The organism is Pseudomonas sp. HT11 (assembly GCF_044875395.1).
Classification (GTDB): domain Bacteria; phylum Pseudomonadota; class Gammaproteobacteria; order Pseudomonadales; family Pseudomonadaceae; genus Aquipseudomonas.
Window position 1 is genome coordinate 243,472 of sequence record NZ_CP173217.1, and the last position, 15,178, is coordinate 258,649.

Sequence of the window (15,178 nt, forward strand, 5' to 3'; positions counted from 1 at the left end):
ACTGACTGTCAGCTGGGCGACAATCTTCGGAGTTCGCATGGACACAGAGAAATGGCGCGCGCAGCTGGCCAGCGGTCATTGGTTCAGTCACTTGCCTGCCTCTTTTCAGCATAGCCTGCTGGCCAGTGCCCGGCAGCGCCAGCTGGCGGCGGGGCAATACCTGTTCAAGCGCGGTGACCCACCCTGTGGCCTGTATGCGGTGCTCGACGGCACGCTGCGCATCAGCGCGGTGAACGAGCACGGTAAGGAAGCGCTATTGAGCCTGGTAGAGCGGCCGTATTGGTTCGGCGAAATCTGCCTGTTCGACAGCTTGCCGCGCACCCACGACGCCTGCGCCGTGGGGCCGTGCACGCTGTTGCAGGTGCCGCAGCAGGCGTTGCTGAACATCCTTGATGAGTCCCCGCAATACTGGCGCGACCTGGCCTTGCTGATGAGCCAGAAACTGCGCCTGAGCTTTATCAATATCGAGCACCTGAGCCTGATGCCGGCCTCGGTGCGGCTGGCGCACCGTTTACTGATGATCGTTGAAGGTTACGGCGATACCGAGCACTCAAAACGTGTGCTGCAACTGCCCCAGGAAGACCTGGCGGCGATGTTGAGCCTGTCACGCCAGACCACCAACGCCTTGCTCAAGGACCTGCAAGCCCAGGGCGTCGTGCGCCTGGGCTACGGGGAAATTGAAATCCTCGATGCTCATCGCTTGCGTGAGGCGGCGCAGACCTGAGGGTGATAGCCTGCAAACCTGATCAATCGAGGTGTGTTATGCGCGTGCTGTTAGTGGAACATGAAACCGAAGAGGCACAGCGGATGGCCCGGGGTTTGAACGAGGCCGGCTACACCGTGGAGGTCGCAGCCAATGGCATGGCAGCGTTGCGCTTCGTGGAGAGTACCGAGTACGAGCTGGTGATTCTGGATGTGATGTTGCCGGGCTTGAACGCCTGGAAGTTGCAGCAGGCTATTCGGTTGAAGGGCGAGACGCCGGTGTTGTTCCTGACCACGCCGGGCGGGATTGAAGACCGGCTGCGCGGGTTGGAATTGCATGAAGATGATTATTTGCTCAAGCCCTTTGATGCCAAGGCGCTGGCGGCGCGGGCAAGAAAGTTACTGCGCCGCGATCGTGGGCGCTGATTGATCCAGGATGTGCATGGCCTGATCCACCGCCTTCGCGAGCAAGCCCGCTCCCACCTTTTGATTTGTTAACGCAGTCAAATGTGGGAGGGGGCTTGCCCCCGAAGAGGCCCTACCTAACGCAACCCATCCCGAAACTGCCCCGGCGTCATCCCCGTCCAGCGCTTGAACGCCCGATTGAAACTGCTGGTATCGGCAAACCCAAGCAAGTGGCTGATCTCGGCCAATGAGCACTGCGGATCCCGCAAGTGCAGCAGCGCGAGATTCTCCCGACATTCATTGAGCAACGCGTCAAACCGGCAGCCTTCATCGGCCAGATGCCGTTGCAAGCTGCGCAAACTCAAATGCAACGCCTGGGCGATCCGTTCGGCACTCGGCTCACCCTCCGGCAATTGCGCCTCGATGGCCGCGCGCACCTTGCGCTCCCAGGTCAGCGGTTGCAGCTGGGCGAGGGTGCGTTTGAGCACGGTTTCATTGTGTTCGGCCAACTCCGGGTTGGCGTCATCCAAGTGGCTGTCGAAGTCCCGCGCGGCAAACTCCAGGCGGTCTTCCTCGGCGCCAAAGAACACCGGTGCGCGAAACACCGTGTGCCACGGCGTGGGGTCGGCCGGCTCCGGGCGCTGCAGGTACACCGCCAGCGGCGCGTACTCACGGCCGAGCCGATTTCGGCAGGTGCGCACATAGATCGCTGCAAACGCATCAATCGCTTCCAGCGCCGGTGCCGGGCTGCCGACGGGTTGCAGCAGGCGAAAGCAATAGCGCTCGCCCTCTCGACTAAGCTCCAGCGTCAGCGCATCGCTGACCACTTGGTGATAACGCACGATCCGCTCGAACACCTCGCGCAGGCTGCCGCTGGCCACCAACGCATAACCCAGCGCATGAAAGGTGGTCGGGCTGACAAACCGCGACACCCGCAAGCCGATGGCCGGGTCGCCGCTGGCCTGCACGGCCAGTGCCCATAACCGCGTGGTGGCCGACAGCGGATAGCGCGCGTTGGGGTCGTCCATCTGCTGCGGGTCGAGCCCGGCTTGCGCGCACAGGGCGGCGCTGTCGAGGTCCAGGGCGTCGAGCTGCTTGCGCAGGGCGCGGGTCCAGCTGGCGAGGGAAGTGGCTTCGGGCATGACGATTGGCGCTTGCGGTCAACAGGTTGGCGTGTGGGGCTGATGCCCTGGCGCACCGCTTGGGCCAGGATGCATCAATCAATAACCAAGAGGATGGAAGCATGGACGGTACTTCTGCAAGTCCCCAGCAGATGAACGCACAACAGCGTTCAGCGCATATCCGTGACGTGGTGCTCGCCGAAGGGGCCAGATTACGCCAGCAGCACCCCTGGCTGCGGCACCAGGACGCCCTGGGCGCGGGCATTCTGGCGTTTGCCTTGCTGGGCATGCTCGGCTCGGCGGCGCTCTACATCAGCGGCCACATGGCGTGGTGGGTATGCCTGCTGCTCAATGCCTTCCTCGCCTCGCTGACCCACGAGCTGGAACACGACCTGATCCACAGCATGTACTTTCGCAAGCAACGCCTGCCCCACAACCTGATGATGGGCCTGGTATGGCTGGCGCGCCCGAGCACCATCAACCCGTGGATACGCCGGCATCTGCACCTCAATCATCACAAGGTGTCCGGCACCGAGACCGATATGGAAGAGCGCGCCATCACCAATGGCGAGCCGTGGGGCCTGGCGCGGTTGCTGATGGTGGGTGACAACCTCATGTCGGCGTTCATCCGCATGCTGCGCGCCAGGACCTGGAAGCACAAATTCAACATCCTCAAGCGCTCGCTGTTGGTGTACGCGCCCTTGGCGCTGCTGCATTGGGGCGCGTGGTATGTGTTTTTGGGCTTTCATGCGGCCAATGGCGTCGCCAGCCTGATGGGCGCGCCGATCGCCTGGTCAGCCGGCACCTTGCAGGTGATGCAAGTGATCGACATCGCCGCGGTGGTGATCATTGGCCCCAACGTGCTGCGCACCTTCTGCCTGCACTTTGTCAGCTCCAACATGCACTACTACGGTGATGTGGAGCTGGGCAATGTGATCCAGCAAACCCAGGTGCTCAACCCCTGGTGGATGTGGCCGCTGCAAGCCTTTTGCTTCAACTTCGGCAGCACCCATGGCATCCACCATTTTGTGGTGAAAGAGCCGTTTTACATCCGCCAGATGACCGCCAGGGTGGCGCACAAGGTAATGCGCGAGATGGGCGTGCGCTTCAACGATTTCGGCACCTTTGCGCGGGCCAACCGCCTTGGCTTTCCACCGCAAGAAGGGTTTCGGTCAGCGCCTTCGCCGCAGGCGACAAACGCACCCCAGCGCGGCTGATCACCCCGCTGCGGTTGTTCAAATTGTCCAGGGCGTGCGGCAGGTTGCGCCAGTGCAGCACCTGCAAGTCGCCTCGGGCGAACGCGTCGACGAAGGCCTCTTCAGTGCCCAGGCCTATGGCGTCGGAGTGGCGCACGATGTGGGTCAGCGCGGCGAACTGCTCAAGTTCGATGGCAGGACTGAAGTCGATGCGTCCGCTCAGGTTGGCCAGCAGTTTGCGAATGCCGGGTGCGATCAACGGCGTGGCCAGCGGGTAGTCGAACAGGTCGTTGGTGGACAGGCTGTCCTTGGCCAGCAGCGGGTGCCCGTTGCGGCAGAAAAAGACGCTGCGCCGAGGCCTCAGGGCTTGGGTGTGGAAGTTAGGGTCGGCTTCGAAATGGCGCACATCGGCGATAAAAAATTCGATTTCTTTGCGACTCAGGCTGCGCCCGAGGTGTTCCCAGTTAGCTACCTGCAACACACTGCGGACCTTGGGGTAGACGCCGATAAAGCGTGCCAGCGCCTCGGGCACCAAGTTGACGGCCGCCACCGCATCGCTGCCAAACCGCACTTCGCCGGCATCGAGCTTGGTCATGCGCGTGACTTCATGGCTAAGCAGCGCCGCGCCTTGCACCAGGCTCAGCGCGTGTTGCAGTACCACCTGGCCTTCCGGGGTGGGGCGCAGTTCTTTGTGGGCGCGGTCCACCAGCACGCAACCGAATTCCTGTTCCAGGGCCTGGATGCTGCGGCTGAAGGCGGGTTGGGTGATGCCCATGGCGTCGGCGGCGCGCACGAAACTGCGGTGCTCGTTAAGAGCGATGAAGTAGCGCAGTTGGCGAAGGTCCATGGTGTGCCCGGAGTCCTGTGAAAGAACGCCGATTTTAAGGTGACTCCTTATTCCGTCAACGCAGCATTATTGTTTAAATTAGATCTTAAATGCATATCTATAGAGCGGGCGCGGCGCGATAGGTGGCCGGGCTGAACACCCGTGTCACCAGCAGCATCGCCACCGCGGTTACCGTCAGCACCACCCAGGCGCTGACAAAGCCGCCGGTGAGTTGGCGCAGCCAGCCGGTCAGCCACGGTGAAACCGCGTTGATCAGAAAGCCCACGCCTTGCACGAAGGCGGCCAGTTGCCCAGCTTGGCGTGGGTCCCGGTGATGGTCGAGGGTCAGCAGCAGGCTCAGGGCGAAACACGCGCCCAGGCCGAAGCCGCACAGCGCCACCCACAGGTGCGGATAGTCCAGCGGCGCGATGATCAGGCCCAGATAGCCGATGGTTTGCGCCAACAGGCTGATGCCCAGCAACGGACGACGGTCGACACCGCGTTGCGCCAGCACCGGCATCAACAGCGCGGCGATCACCTGGAAGATGGTCATGAAGGCCAGCAACGAACCGCTCGGCAATACGCCCCAGCCCAGTTGCTGATAGTACGCAGGCAGCCACGCCACCAGGCTCATGTAGCCGCAGTTCACCAAACCGAAATACAGCGCCAGCAGCCACGCGCGACGATTGCGCAGGCCTTTGAATGTGGGCGCCATGTGAGGATTGCGCGGCGCACCCAACGGCAACCAGGCCCACAACAGCAACGCCCCCAGCGCCGGCAACAGCCACACGCCCAACCCCGCCTGCCATTGCTGGAAATGCGTGGCCACCACCGGGCTGAGCAGTGCGGCCAGCCCGCCGCCGGCCATCAACGACGCTGAATACACACCCATCGCCACCGGCACACGGTGATGGAATTCGCGCTTGATCATCGCCGGCACCAACGCCTGAATCAGCGCCACACCGGCGCCGCCGAGCAAGGCCGTGACCAGCAACGCCGACGCCTGGCCCATCAACCAGCGCACCAGGCACGCCAGCAGAATCATCATCAAGCCCAAAGCGATACCGCGCCGCTCGCCCAGTCGCGCCTCTACGCGTACGCCGACCAGCGCCACCAGGCCCATGCACACCACGGGCAGGCTGGTAAGCAGGGCACTGCTCTGGAAACTCAGGCCTGTGGCCTGGCGAATCTCGCCGAGCAACGGGCTGATGGAACTGAGGATCGGCCGTAGGTTCAGGCCAAGCACGACCAGCAGGCCCCAACCGGCGAGTCTGCTCATGAATGAAGGGTTGAGCGGCATGCAAGACCTTTTCGGTGTGCAAAAGAGGCAGGAAGTATGGGCAGCTCGCGAGGTATTCTGAAATTAAATATAACCATGCCAACCAGTGGCAAACGCAATGGTGAAGCGCCATGTTCGACCCCGTGTTGTTACGCAGTTTTGTCGCCGTGGTGGATTGCGGCAATTTCACCCGCGCCGCCGAGCGCCTGCACGTGACCCAGTCCACCGTGAGCCAGCAGATCCGCCGCCTGGAAGAGGCCGTGGCGTGCCAGTTGCTCGACCGCGATCAGCGCCGCGTGGTGGCCACCGCCGAGGGTGAGCGCTTGCTGGCGTACGCGCGGCGCATCCTCGCGCTGCATGAAGAGGCTGCCGACGTGCTGATCACTCAGCAAAGCGACGGCGTGCTGCGCCTGGGGGTGCCAGAAGACTTTGCCGCTGAACGGCTGATGCCGTTGCTGTCGTCGTTCGTGGTGGCCTACCCGCGCGTGCGCCTGGAAGTCACCAGCGGCCTCGGCCCGGAGCTGCAGCGTCAATACCGTGCAGGTGAGTTCGACGTGTTGCTGGTCAAGCAAATGGGTGACAGCGACGACTGCCTGGCGTCGTGGCCGGAGCCCCTGTGCTGGGTCGACAGCCGCAGCATGCCGTCCTTGGGCCGCGACCCGTTGCCCCTGGTGGCGTTTCCGGTGGGCGGGTTGTATCGCAATGAAATGCTGCATCACCTGGAAGTGGGTGGCTGGCGCTGGCGCATCGGCTATTCCAGCGCCGGCCTGGCCAGCGTGTGTTCGGCAGTGGCGGCGGGGCTCGGCATCAGCCTGTTACCACGCCGGGTGGTGCAGCCTGGGCACGTGGTGCTCGGCGAGGACAGCGGGTTGCCCACGGTGCAAGGCGTGCGCCTGGCGTTATACGGCCGCAGCGGGTTGGGCGCAGCCGGGCAGACGTTGCAACGCCAATTGCTCGAGTTATGCGCCAACAGCCCTGCGTAAACCTGTCGCCGAGCGCCGCGTTCGTGGCGAGCGGCCTTGCCCCGCGTTGGGCTGCGTAGCCGCCCCAAAGCCTGCCAAACCGATATGCCTGACACCGCGTTATCTCCCAGTGGGTCTGCTGCGCAATCCAACGCGGGGCAAGCCCACCCGCCACAATCGATGCCTTCACTGAATATTTTTTATGCCTGAAAAGCATCGAAAAACAGCACCTTCGCCACAGGCCGCGCAGGCCGTGGCTTTGGCGTTTCAGGATGTTTCTCATATTCAATTTAGATCTATGTATAACTTTAAAGATTACTTTAAGAGATAAGCGTCTGGCCCCGATGATTCAGCCCTCGACGGCCGCCAAGGCAGGCCTGTCGGTTTTTTTGTGTGAAGACCGTGGGGAGTGAATCAATGGGCAATGTCCAGACCGCCGCCAGTGCACCCGAGGCGCAATGGCGCCAGGCACCGGGTGGTGAGTTGGTCGACCTTGGCCGGCCGCATCGGGCGCCGTTGGGGCAGTTGCGTTTGCAGAAAACCCCGAAGCGCTTCTCGAGCCGTCGCGAAGGGCTGCTGCTCGGCTTGCTGGTGTTGGCGCTGCACGGTGCGGTGATCTATTGGGTGAGCCAGAAGCCGACGCCGGTATTGCCGATCGTGCCGCCGGAAATCCCGCCGATGACGATCGAATTTTCCCAGCCGGCGCCGCCGGTGGTTGAACCGCCACCGCCCGTGCCGCCGCCACCGCCACCTGTGGTCGAGCCGCCGCCGGTGGTGGATGAGTTGGCTGCCAAGCCGGCGCCGCCAAAACCGATTCCGAAGCCTAAACCCAAACCGGTGCCCAAGCCCGAGCCCAAGCCTGCACCCAAACCGGTCGAGCAACCGCCCGCGCCACCTACGCCGGCGCCACCTGCACCGCCCGCGCCAGCCGCGCCACCGTCGCCGGCCCCGGTTACACCCGCTTCGGCGAACGCCGCGTACCTGAAGAACCCGGCGCCGGAGTACCCGTCACTGGCCCAGCGTCGCGGTTGGGAAGGCACGGTGTTGCTCAGGGTGCATGTGTTGGCCAGCGGCAAGCCGGGCGAGATCCAGGTCCAGAAAAGCAGCGGTCGCCAGCAACTCGATGACGCCGCACTGACCGCCGTGAAGCGTTGGAGCTTCGTGCCGGCCAAGCAGGGCGATGTGGCCCAGGACGGCTGGGTCAGCGTACCGATCGATTTCAAGATTCACTAACTATTCGGCAGCGGTGTGTTGGACACGCCGCGACCTGCACAGAGGGAAAACATCATGGCATTAGCATCTCCAGTTGAATCCATCGAAAGCGCGGTGATCTGGCTGCTGGTGGCCTTTTCGGTCGCCACCTGGGGCTTCGCCTTGCTCAAGGGCGTGCAGTTTGGTCGCCTCAAAGCCCAGGATCGCAAATTCCACAAACAGTTCTGGGCGGCGTCGAGTCTCGACTCGGCTGCTGAACTGGCCGAAACCCAGCCCGGCGCCGCAGCGCGCGTGGCCCAGGCCGGTTATGCCGCGATCCAGGTTGGTGACGCGCCACACGCCGCGGACCTGAGCCAGGCCATCAACCACCAGGACCGCCTCGAACGCGCCCTGCGTCAGCAGATCGTGCGTGAGCGTCGCTCGCTGGAAACCGGCCTGGCCGTGGTCGCCAGTATCGGCAGCACCTCGCCGTTTATCGGCCTGTTCGGCACCGTGTGGGGGATCATGGAAGCGTTGAAAGGCATCAGCGCCGCCGGCTCCGCCAGCCTGGAAACCGTGGCCGGCCCGATTGGTGCGGCGCTGGTGGCCACCGGTGTGGGGATCGCCGTCGCGGTGCCGGCGGTGCTGGTCTACAACTATTTCCTGCGCCGCCTGAAGCTGACGGCTGCTGACCTGGATGACTTTGCCCACGACTTCTACAGCCTGGCGCAGAAGAATTCCTTCCGGGTGCTGCTGCACCCTGCGCTGACCAAAAGCGCAGCTGGCAACCCGCAGAAAGTAAAGGAGGCGTCGTGAGATGGCCTTTTCCACACAAGACAGTGACGAGGTGCTGAGCGAGATCAACGTGACGCCGCTGGTGGACGTGATGCTGGTGCTGCTGGTGGTGTTTATCGTCACTGCGCCGCTGTTGACCAACGCGATCCCGATCAACCTGCCCAAGACCCAAGCCGTGGCGCCGGTTGAGCAAAAGGACCCGCTGGTGGTGAGTATCGACGGCGCCGGCAAACTGTTTATCAACAAGGACGAAATCCAGCCGGACCTGCTGGAATTCAACCTGCAGGCGGCCAAGGCCAAGGACCCCGATGTGCGGGTGCAACTGCAGGCTGACAATGGAGTGAACTACGGCGAAGTGGCGCGAGCCATGGCGTCTATCGAACGCGCGGGGATTACCAAGTTGTCGGTGATTACTGCACGTTAGTTTCAAATGCCTCGACAATTTTTTGGCCGTTTCCTTGGCAGGGTGCGGCCTTTTTTTTTGCCTGGAATTCCGTTGAAGCTCGATGTGAAATGAGGTCTATGTGGGAGCGGGCTTGCTCGCGAATACGGTGGGTCAGTAGCAGATGCGCCGACTGATGCACCGCATTCGCGAGCAAGCCCGCTCCCACATTTTGATCTGCGATGGGTTTGAGATTTTGGTTATTAATAAATAGCTTCTTATTCCTTAACGAATATAACCCCCATCCCTATACTGGTCAGCAACGTTAAACGCTGCAGGAGGGCACACCCATGCACAGCGAGTCGATTCGTTATCTGATCGTGCCGGGCTGGCAAGGATCGCCAGAAGATCATTGGCAAACCCATTGGCAGAACAGCCTGCCCAACAGCGCGCGGGTGGAGCAGGCCGATTGGCTGACGCCGCGTCGCGAAGACTGGGTGGCCGCACTCGCCGAGGCCATCGCCGCCGACAGCACTCCCGTGATCCTGATCGCCCATAGCCTGGGTTGCATCACCGTCGCGCATTGGGCCGCCACTGCGCCGGTGCACTTTTTGCGTCAGGTCCGCGGCGCTTTGCTGGTGGCTCCGGCGGATGTCGAACGCCCGGCCTGTTCACCGGCCTTGCGCAACTTCGCGCCGATCCCGAGCGACCTGCTGCCGTTTCCCAGCCAAGTGGTCAGCTCCGACAACGACAGCGCCGTCAGCGCCCCGCGGGCCCTGGAACTGGCGCGCAATTGGGGCGCGGAGGCCGGGATTCTGTCCGGCGCCGGCCATATCAATGTGAAGTCCGGCCACCAGCGCTGGGAGCAGGGCTTCGCCTACCTCTATCGCCTGCAAAACCGCCTTGAGCACCACGCCCGGCGTACTGCATGAACATTTTTCAACGCCCCGTCCCTGAGTGGATTTGGGGCGGGAGCCTGCCATGAGTCATGAAACCTTCGGCCAGCCCTTGCTGACCTTCCCCGACGCCGAAAAAAGCCCGCTGAGCATCCGCGCCAAGGCCCTGGTGTTTGTCGACCCGCGCTCGCGCCAATTGCGTGAAAACCTGGAAAGCCTGGCGCCCCGCGCCTTGCCGGTGTTGATTCGCGGTGAGACTGGCAGCGGCAAGGAGCTGCTGGCGCGGCATATTCACCGTGGCAGCGACCGCACTGGGTTGTTTGTCTCGGTCAACTGCGGCGCGATCAGCCCCACTTACGCCGATGCCGAACTGTTTGGCTACGCGGCCGGCAGCCACAGCGGCGCGGCGAGCAGTCGGGCCGGGTGGTTCGGGTCGGCCAACGGCGGCACCTTGTACCTGGATGAGATCGGCGACTTGCCGTTGCCGATCCAGGTGAAATTGCTCGCCGCCCTGGAAAATCACGAAGTCACCCGCGTTGGCGCCCACCAGCCCAGCCCGGTGGATGTGCGCCTGGTTGCGGCCACCAGCATCGACCTCGCCCAGGCCGTGGCGGCGGGCAAGTTTCACGAGCGTCTGTTCCATTACTTGAGTGAAGGCCAGCTCGACCTGCCCGCCCTGCGCGAGCGCGTCGGCGACATTCTGTCGCTGGCTGAATATTTTCTCGGCATCTACAGCCAGCGCCTGGACCTGCCGGTGCCGCTGATCAGCGACGCCGCTCAGCGTGTGTTGGAACACCACAGCTGGCCGGGCAATACCCGCGAGCTGGAAAACGTTATTCACTTTGCGTTGCTGGTGAGCAGTGGTGATGAGATTTTGCCCGAACATCTCAACCTGCCGGTGGCGGGCTCGCCACTGGAACAGGTGCGGCGGATCTTCGCGAGTGCCAGCGCCGCCGAGCGGCAAACCTTGCTCAGCTTTCTAAATGAACAGCAGCTACATGAGCAAAATGGAATATCAAAGTGAATAAAAGATATTGTTCGGGAATAAAAAATCTAGGTATTGTCCACTCCACGCCGCGATAGCACTTCGCTGGCACACCATAAAAACGGTCGTCAGAGACGCCCCGGAATTTCGATAAGGACACTGCATGAAAAAGGTTCTGTTGTTTACCGCACTGGCGGCTGCCCTGACTGCAAGCTTCGCCCAGGCCAACGAGAAACTGGTGGTTGCCGCCACGCCGATCCCGCACGCCGAGATCCTTGAGCTGGTCAAACCGACCCTGGCCAAAGAAGGCGTAGACCTGGAGATCAAAGTATTCACCGACTACGTGCAACCTAACGTGCAAGTGGCCGAGAAGCGTCTGGATGCCAACTACTTCCAGACCCTGCCGTACCTGGAAAACTTCAACAAGGGCAAGGGCACCAACCTGGTCACTGTGGTCGGCGTGCACGTTGAACCTTTCGGCGGTTACTCGAAGAAGATCAAGAATATTTCCGAGCTCAAAGATGGCGCCACCGTGGCCATCCCGAACGAAGGCTCCAACAGCGGCCGCGCCCTGTTGCTGTTGCAGAAAGCCGGTGTGATTACCCTGAAAGACCCAAGCAATGCCCTGGCCACGCCGAAAGACATCGCCAGCAACCCGAAACACCTGAAATTCAAAGAGCTGGAATCGGCGCTGTTGCCACGCGTGCTGGACCAGGTTGACCTGGACTTGATCAACACCAACTACGCGCTGGAAGCTGGCCTGAACCCAGCCAAAGACGCGCTGATCATCGAAGACGCCAAGTCGCCGTACGTGAACTTCCTGGTGGCACGCCCGGACAACAAGGACAGCGACGCTATCCAGAAGCTGGCCAAGGCCCTGACCAGCCCTGAAGTCAAAGCGTTCATCGATTCCAAGTACAAAGGCGCCGTCGTACCGGCGTTCTGATGTAAACCAAACCCCCTTCAAGGTTTGAACGCCGACGGCTCACATAGCGTCGGCGTTTTTTTATGCCTGGAATTTGGAGTGCAATAAATGTGGAAGGGGGCAAGCCCCCTCCCACATTTGATTTGCGCAGGCTTACATGTTTTTTGTGTTGACCGCCCGGCGCAACGCCATCAGCCACTTCACCAGCTCCTGCGGATCAATCGGCTTCACTTCGTTCATGGTTCAATCCCTCGAATCTCAGACCCCCAACCATAGTCGCCACCCGGACAACCCGCGAATCCGGCGGTTATCTTTTTGGGTGATATCAATATGCTATTTGGGTATTTAAATTTTACTTTTTATACCTTTAAAGTTCGCGCTACCCGGCGTTACCCACGCCGGATCGGACTGCGCGCGCTGCATTACCCTTGCGGCGTCATGGACTCAAGATGACCTTCGATTTCGCTTTTATCCTCAGCACCTTGCCGGCGTTTCTCAACGCCGTGGGGGTGACGCTGCAAGTGGGCCTGATCGCCATTGCCACCTCGTTGCTGGTGGCACTGATCAACGCAGCGCTGCTGGTGTTTCGCACGCCGTACCTGTCGCGCCTGGTGGCGCTGTATGTGGAGCTGGCGCGCAACACGCCGCTGCTGATCCAACTGTTCTTAGTGTACTTCGCCTTGCCGGCGCTGGGGTTCAATATCTCCGGGTTCTGGGCGGCGATCATCACCATGACCTTCCTCGGCGGCGCCTACCTCACCGAAGTGCTGCGCGCCGGTGTGGAAGCGGTACCGCTGGCGCAGATCGAGTCGGGCAAGTCCATCGGCCTGTCCGACTGGCAGCTGCTGCGCCATGTGATCCTGCCTCAGGCCGGCATCCTCAGCCTGCCGGCGCTGTTCGCCAATTTCATCTTTCTGCTCAAGGAGACCACCGTGGTGTCGGCCGTGGCGGTGCCGGAGATTCTCTACACCACCAAGAGCTACATCGCGCTCTACTACAAAACCTACGAAATGCTCGCCGTGCTGACGCTGATTTGCGTGCTGTTGTTTTTGCCGCTGTCGCTGCTGCTCAGCCGCCTGGAAAGGAGGCTCCAGCATGGCCAGTTCGGGTCTTGAGTTGTTGTGGGTGTCGTTGCCGCAACTGGGCAAGGGCGCTGCGCAGACGCTGTCGATTTCATTTTTGAGCATTGCCTTCAGCACCGTCGGCGGGGTGCTGTATGGCGTGCTGCGCACGCTGAATAACACGCTGATCAACGCGGTGTTGCGGGTGTACCTGGAGCTGTTCCGGGCGATTCCGGTGCTGGTGTGGTTGTACCTGCTGTTTTTCGGCCTGCCGATTTTCTTTGGCCTGAGCATCCCGAGCTTCTGGTGCGCGGTGCTGGTGCTGTCGTTGTGGGGCGCCAGCGAGGTCGGCGAAGTGGTACGCGGCGCGCTGCATTCGCTGCCGCGTGGCCAGCGCGAAGCGGGCTTGTCGATTGGTCTGTCCGACCCGCAGCTGTACGGCTACGTGTTGCTACCCCAAGCCCTCAAGCGCATGACGCCGCCAACCATCAACGTCTACACGCGCATCATCAAGACCAGCTCGCTGGCGGTGCTGATCGGCGTGGTGGACGTGATCAAGGTCGGCCAGCAAATCATCGAGCGCACCTATGAGTCAGTACTGATCTACGGCGTGCTGTTCCTGTTTTTCTTCTTTATCTGCTACCCGTTGTCAGCCGCCTCCAAGGTGCTGGAACGGCGCTGGGCCCAAGCATGAGCGCATTGATCGAGTTCCAGGCTTTCAACAAATTCTTCGGCGAGCAGCAGGTGCTCAAGGGCATCGACCTGAGCGTGCAAAGCGGCGAAGTGGTGGTGATCCTCGGCCCCAGCGGCTGCGGCAAAAGCACCTTGCTGCGCTGCCTCAACGGCCTGGAAATGGCGCACAGCGGCAGCCTGCGTTTTGCCGGCAAAGAGCTGCTGGACAAAAATACCGATTGGCGCCAGGTGCGCCAGGACGTGGGCATGGTGTTCCAGAGTTACCACCTGTTCCCGCACATGAGCGTGCTCGACAACATCCTGCTCGGCCCGCTGAAAGTGCAAAAACGCGCGCCTCGCGAAGCCCGTGCCCAGGCGGAAAAATTACTCGAACGCGTTGGCCTGGCCGACAAGCGTGACGCCTTCCCACGCCAGTTGTCAGGTGGTCAGCAGCAACGCATCGCCATCGTCCGTTCGCTGTGCATGAACCCGCAAGTGATGCTGTTTGACGAAGTCACCGCCGCCCTCGACCCGGAAATGGTCAAGGAAGTGCTGGAAGTGATTCAGGGCCTGGCCCGCGACGGCATGACCTTGTTGATCGTCACCCATGAAATGGCCTTCGCCCGCGCCGTCGCTGATCGCGTGGTGTTCATGGAGGCCGGTCGCATCCTCGAACACAACACCCCCGAAGAATTCTTTACGAACCCGCAAACCGCACGCGCGCAGCAGTTTCTGGAGAAGTTCTCCTTTGTTTCAACACTGCCCAAGAAAACCAAGGAATTGGAGCTGATATGAAAAAACTACTGCTGCCACTGTTGGCCGTCGCCTTACTGGCCGGCTGCGATAAAAAGGCCGAAGAGCCTGCCAAACCTGCGACTGCGGCCGCCAGCTACATCGACAAGATCAAGGCGCGCGACAAGCTGATCGTCGGCGTATTCACCGACAAACCGCCGTTCGGTTTTGTGAACGAAGCCGGTCGTTACGTCGGCTTCGATACGGATATCGGCCGTCAATTTGCCAAGGATTTGCTGGGCGATGAAAACAAGGTCGAGTTTGTCGCCGTCGAGCCGGCCAGCCGTATTCCGTTCCTGCAGAGCGACAAGGTCGACCTGATCCTTGCCAACATGACCGTAACGCCGGAGCGCAAGGAAGCGGTGGACTTCACCAACCCCAACCTGAAAGTGGCGGTGCAAGCCCTGGTGCCGCAGGACAGCTCGGTGAAAAGCCTGGATGACCTGGCCACCCGCACCACCATCGTCACCACCGGCACCACCGCCGATATCTGGCTGACCAAAAACCACCCGGACTGGAAACTGCTCAAGTTCGAGAAAAACTCCGAGTCCCTGCAAGCGCTGTCGGCTGGCCGTGGCGATGCGTACGCGCAAGACAACCTGGTGCTGTTCAGCTGGGCCAAGCAGAACCCGGGCTACCGCGTGCTGGAAGAAAAACTCGGTGATGAAGCACCGATTGCGCCGGCCGTGAAGAAGGGCAACATCGAACTGCGCGACTGGGTGAATACCGAGTTGGCGAAGTTGGGCGAGGAGAAGTTCCTGCTCAAGCTGTACGACCAATATGTGCGTAAAGAGCTGAGCGATGACACCAAACCTGAGAGTGTGATTGTTGAGGGCGGTAAGTGGCAGGGTTGATCCCGCGCTGACTGTTCTACCGCTATCGCAGGCAAGCCAGCTCCCACCTTTGACCGAGTTCCAACCTTGGAATGCAGGCTAATGTGGGAGCGGGCTTGCCCGCGAAGAGGCCAGTGCAATCACCACTTATTCCG

Annotated in this window: 17 protein-coding genes; 14 read left to right on the forward strand and 3 right to left on the reverse strand. The window is 61.5% G+C overall.

The window, feature by feature from the left end; all coding sequences use genetic code 11:
* Positions 1-37: 37 nt before the first annotated feature.
* Together ABWL43_RS01005 and ABWL43_RS01010 are read left to right on the forward strand one after the other, a co-directional pair.
* Complete coding sequence (locus tag ABWL43_RS01005) at positions 38-724, forward strand: Crp/Fnr family transcriptional regulator (RefSeq protein ID WP_404486286.1); 687 nt, start codon at positions 38-40, stop codon at positions 722-724.
* Positions 725-762: 38 nt separating this feature from the next.
* Complete coding sequence (locus ABWL43_RS01010; RefSeq protein ID WP_119738264.1) at positions 763-1,128, forward strand: response regulator; 366 nt, start codon at positions 763-765, stop codon at positions 1,126-1,128.
* Between the two features lie 116 nt (positions 1,129-1,244).
* Here the strand turns inward: ABWL43_RS01010 and ABWL43_RS01015 are convergent, their stop codons facing one another.
* Complete coding sequence (locus ABWL43_RS01015; protein WP_145159709.1) at positions 1,245-2,249, reverse strand: AraC family transcriptional regulator; 1,005 nt, start codon at positions 2,247-2,249, stop codon at positions 1,245-1,247.
* Between the two features lie 101 nt (positions 2,250-2,350).
* Here ABWL43_RS01015 and ABWL43_RS01020 point away from each other — a divergent pair, with 101 nt between their 5' ends.
* Positions 2,351-3,445, forward strand: a complete 1,095-nt coding sequence (locus tag ABWL43_RS01020) for a fatty acid desaturase (protein ID WP_404486289.1) — start codon at positions 2,351-2,353, stop codon at positions 3,443-3,445.
* On the opposite strand, the gene ABWL43_RS01025 is transcribed toward ABWL43_RS01020, so the two are convergent.
* Positions 3,336-4,271, reverse strand: a complete 936-nt coding sequence (locus tag ABWL43_RS01025) for a LysR family transcriptional regulator (protein ID WP_404486291.1) — start codon at positions 4,269-4,271, stop codon at positions 3,336-3,338. The genes ABWL43_RS01020 and ABWL43_RS01025 overlap by 110 nt on opposite strands.
* A 97-nt stretch (positions 4,272-4,368) precedes the next feature.
* A complete protein-coding gene (locus ABWL43_RS01030) occupies positions 4,369-5,550 on the reverse strand; it encodes a CynX/NimT family MFS transporter (protein ID WP_404486293.1) in 1,182 nt (393 codons plus the stop codon).
* A gap of 110 nt (positions 5,551-5,660) precedes the next feature.
* On the opposite strand from ABWL43_RS01030, the gene ABWL43_RS01035 reads away from it, so the two are divergent.
* The 11 genes from ABWL43_RS01035 to ABWL43_RS01085 all read left to right on the forward strand — a co-directional run bounded on the left by ABWL43_RS01035 (position 5,661) and on the right by ABWL43_RS01085 (position 15,044).
* A complete protein-coding gene (locus ABWL43_RS01035; RefSeq protein WP_262208169.1) occupies positions 5,661-6,512 on the forward strand; it encodes a LysR family transcriptional regulator in 852 nt (283 codons plus the stop codon).
* A gap of 396 nt (positions 6,513-6,908) precedes the next feature.
* A complete protein-coding gene (locus ABWL43_RS01040; protein ID WP_404486295.1) occupies positions 6,909-7,724 on the forward strand; it encodes an energy transducer TonB in 816 nt (271 codons plus the stop codon).
* A gap of 51 nt (positions 7,725-7,775) precedes the next feature.
* The gene (locus tag ABWL43_RS01045; protein WP_404488345.1) at positions 7,776-8,498 is read left to right on the forward strand and encodes a MotA/TolQ/ExbB proton channel family protein; all 723 of its coding nucleotides are present in this window, start codon (positions 7,776-7,778) and stop codon (positions 8,496-8,498) included.
* Position 8,499: 1 nt separating this feature from the next.
* On the forward strand, positions 8,500-8,901 hold the full coding sequence (locus ABWL43_RS01050; protein ID WP_145159738.1) for a biopolymer transporter ExbD: 402 nt from the start codon (positions 8,500-8,502) through the stop codon (positions 8,899-8,901).
* 308 nt (positions 8,902-9,209) lie between these two features.
* A complete protein-coding gene (locus tag ABWL43_RS01055; RefSeq protein ID WP_119738240.1) occupies positions 9,210-9,791 on the forward strand; it encodes an alpha/beta hydrolase in 582 nt (193 codons plus the stop codon).
* Between the two features lie 49 nt (positions 9,792-9,840).
* The gene (locus ABWL43_RS01060; protein WP_404486297.1) at positions 9,841-10,779 is read left to right on the forward strand and encodes a sigma 54-interacting transcriptional regulator; all 939 of its coding nucleotides are present in this window, start codon (positions 9,841-9,843) and stop codon (positions 10,777-10,779) included.
* A 124-nt stretch (positions 10,780-10,903) separates the two neighbouring features.
* Positions 10,904-11,686, forward strand: a complete 783-nt coding sequence (locus ABWL43_RS01065) for a MetQ/NlpA family ABC transporter substrate-binding protein (protein ID WP_145159742.1) — start codon at positions 10,904-10,906, stop codon at positions 11,684-11,686.
* A gap of 428 nt (positions 11,687-12,114) precedes the next feature.
* Positions 12,115-12,780 carry an amino acid ABC transporter permease gene (locus ABWL43_RS01070; RefSeq protein WP_404486299.1) on the forward strand — a complete coding sequence of 222 codons (666 nt, stop codon included), beginning with the start codon at positions 12,115-12,117 and terminating at the stop codon, positions 12,778-12,780.
* Positions 12,761-13,420 carry an amino acid ABC transporter permease gene (locus tag ABWL43_RS01075; RefSeq protein WP_032884905.1) on the forward strand — a complete coding sequence of 220 codons (660 nt, stop codon included), beginning with the start codon at positions 12,761-12,763 and terminating at the stop codon, positions 13,418-13,420. Before ABWL43_RS01070 ends, ABWL43_RS01075 begins: the two co-directional genes overlap by 20 nt.
* Complete coding sequence (locus tag ABWL43_RS01080) at positions 13,417-14,193, forward strand: amino acid ABC transporter ATP-binding protein (RefSeq protein WP_404486302.1); 777 nt, start codon at positions 13,417-13,419, stop codon at positions 14,191-14,193. The genes ABWL43_RS01075 and ABWL43_RS01080 overlap by 4 nt, the downstream gene beginning before the upstream one ends.
* The gene (locus tag ABWL43_RS01085; RefSeq protein WP_404486304.1) at positions 14,190-15,044 is read left to right on the forward strand and encodes a transporter substrate-binding domain-containing protein; all 855 of its coding nucleotides are present in this window, start codon (positions 14,190-14,192) and stop codon (positions 15,042-15,044) included. The genes ABWL43_RS01080 and ABWL43_RS01085 overlap by 4 nt, the downstream gene beginning before the upstream one ends.
* The last annotated feature ends 134 nt before the right edge of the window (positions 15,045-15,178 follow it).

Bases quoted from the DNA above. Each gene is read 5' to 3' on its own strand.
- ABWL43_RS01070 (WP_404486299.1), top strand. From the start codon at position 12,115: ATGACCTTCGATTTCGCTTTTATCCTCAGCACCTTGCCGGCGTTTCTC.
- ABWL43_RS01055 (WP_119738240.1), top strand. From the start codon at position 9,210: ATGCACAGCGAGTCGATTCGTTATCTGATCGTGCCGGGCTGGCAAGGA.
- ABWL43_RS01065 (WP_145159742.1), top strand. From the start codon at position 10,904: ATGAAAAAGGTTCTGTTGTTTACCGCACTGGCGGCTGCCCTGACTGCA.
- ABWL43_RS01050 (WP_145159738.1), top strand. From the start codon at position 8,500: ATGGCCTTTTCCACACAAGACAGTGACGAGGTGCTGAGCGAGATCAAC.
- ABWL43_RS01020 (WP_404486289.1), top strand. From the start codon at position 2,351: ATGGACGGTACTTCTGCAAGTCCCCAGCAGATGAACGCACAACAGCGT.
- ABWL43_RS01035 (WP_262208169.1), top strand. From the start codon at position 5,661: ATGTTCGACCCCGTGTTGTTACGCAGTTTTGTCGCCGTGGTGGATTGC.
- ABWL43_RS01080 (WP_404486302.1), top strand. From the start codon at position 13,417: ATGAGCGCATTGATCGAGTTCCAGGCTTTCAACAAATTCTTCGGCGAG.
- ABWL43_RS01075 (WP_032884905.1), top strand. From the start codon at position 12,761: ATGGCCAGTTCGGGTCTTGAGTTGTTGTGGGTGTCGTTGCCGCAACTG.
- ABWL43_RS01005 (WP_404486286.1), top strand. From the start codon at position 38: ATGGACACAGAGAAATGGCGCGCGCAGCTGGCCAGCGGTCATTGGTTC.
- ABWL43_RS01060 (WP_404486297.1), top strand. From the start codon at position 9,841: ATGAGTCATGAAACCTTCGGCCAGCCCTTGCTGACCTTCCCCGACGCC.
- ABWL43_RS01025 (WP_404486291.1), bottom strand. From the start codon at position 4,271: ATGGACCTTCGCCAACTGCGCTACTTCATCGCTCTTAACGAGCACCGC.
- ABWL43_RS01085 (WP_404486304.1), top strand. From the start codon at position 14,190: ATGAAAAAACTACTGCTGCCACTGTTGGCCGTCGCCTTACTGGCCGGC.
- ABWL43_RS01030 (WP_404486293.1), bottom strand. From the start codon at position 5,550: ATGCCGCTCAACCCTTCATTCATGAGCAGACTCGCCGGTTGGGGCCTG.
- ABWL43_RS01015 (WP_145159709.1), bottom strand. From the start codon at position 2,249: ATGCCCGAAGCCACTTCCCTCGCCAGCTGGACCCGCGCCCTGCGCAAG.
- ABWL43_RS01010 (WP_119738264.1), top strand. From the start codon at position 763: ATGCGCGTGCTGTTAGTGGAACATGAAACCGAAGAGGCACAGCGGATG.
- ABWL43_RS01040 (WP_404486295.1), top strand. From the start codon at position 6,909: ATGGGCAATGTCCAGACCGCCGCCAGTGCACCCGAGGCGCAATGGCGC.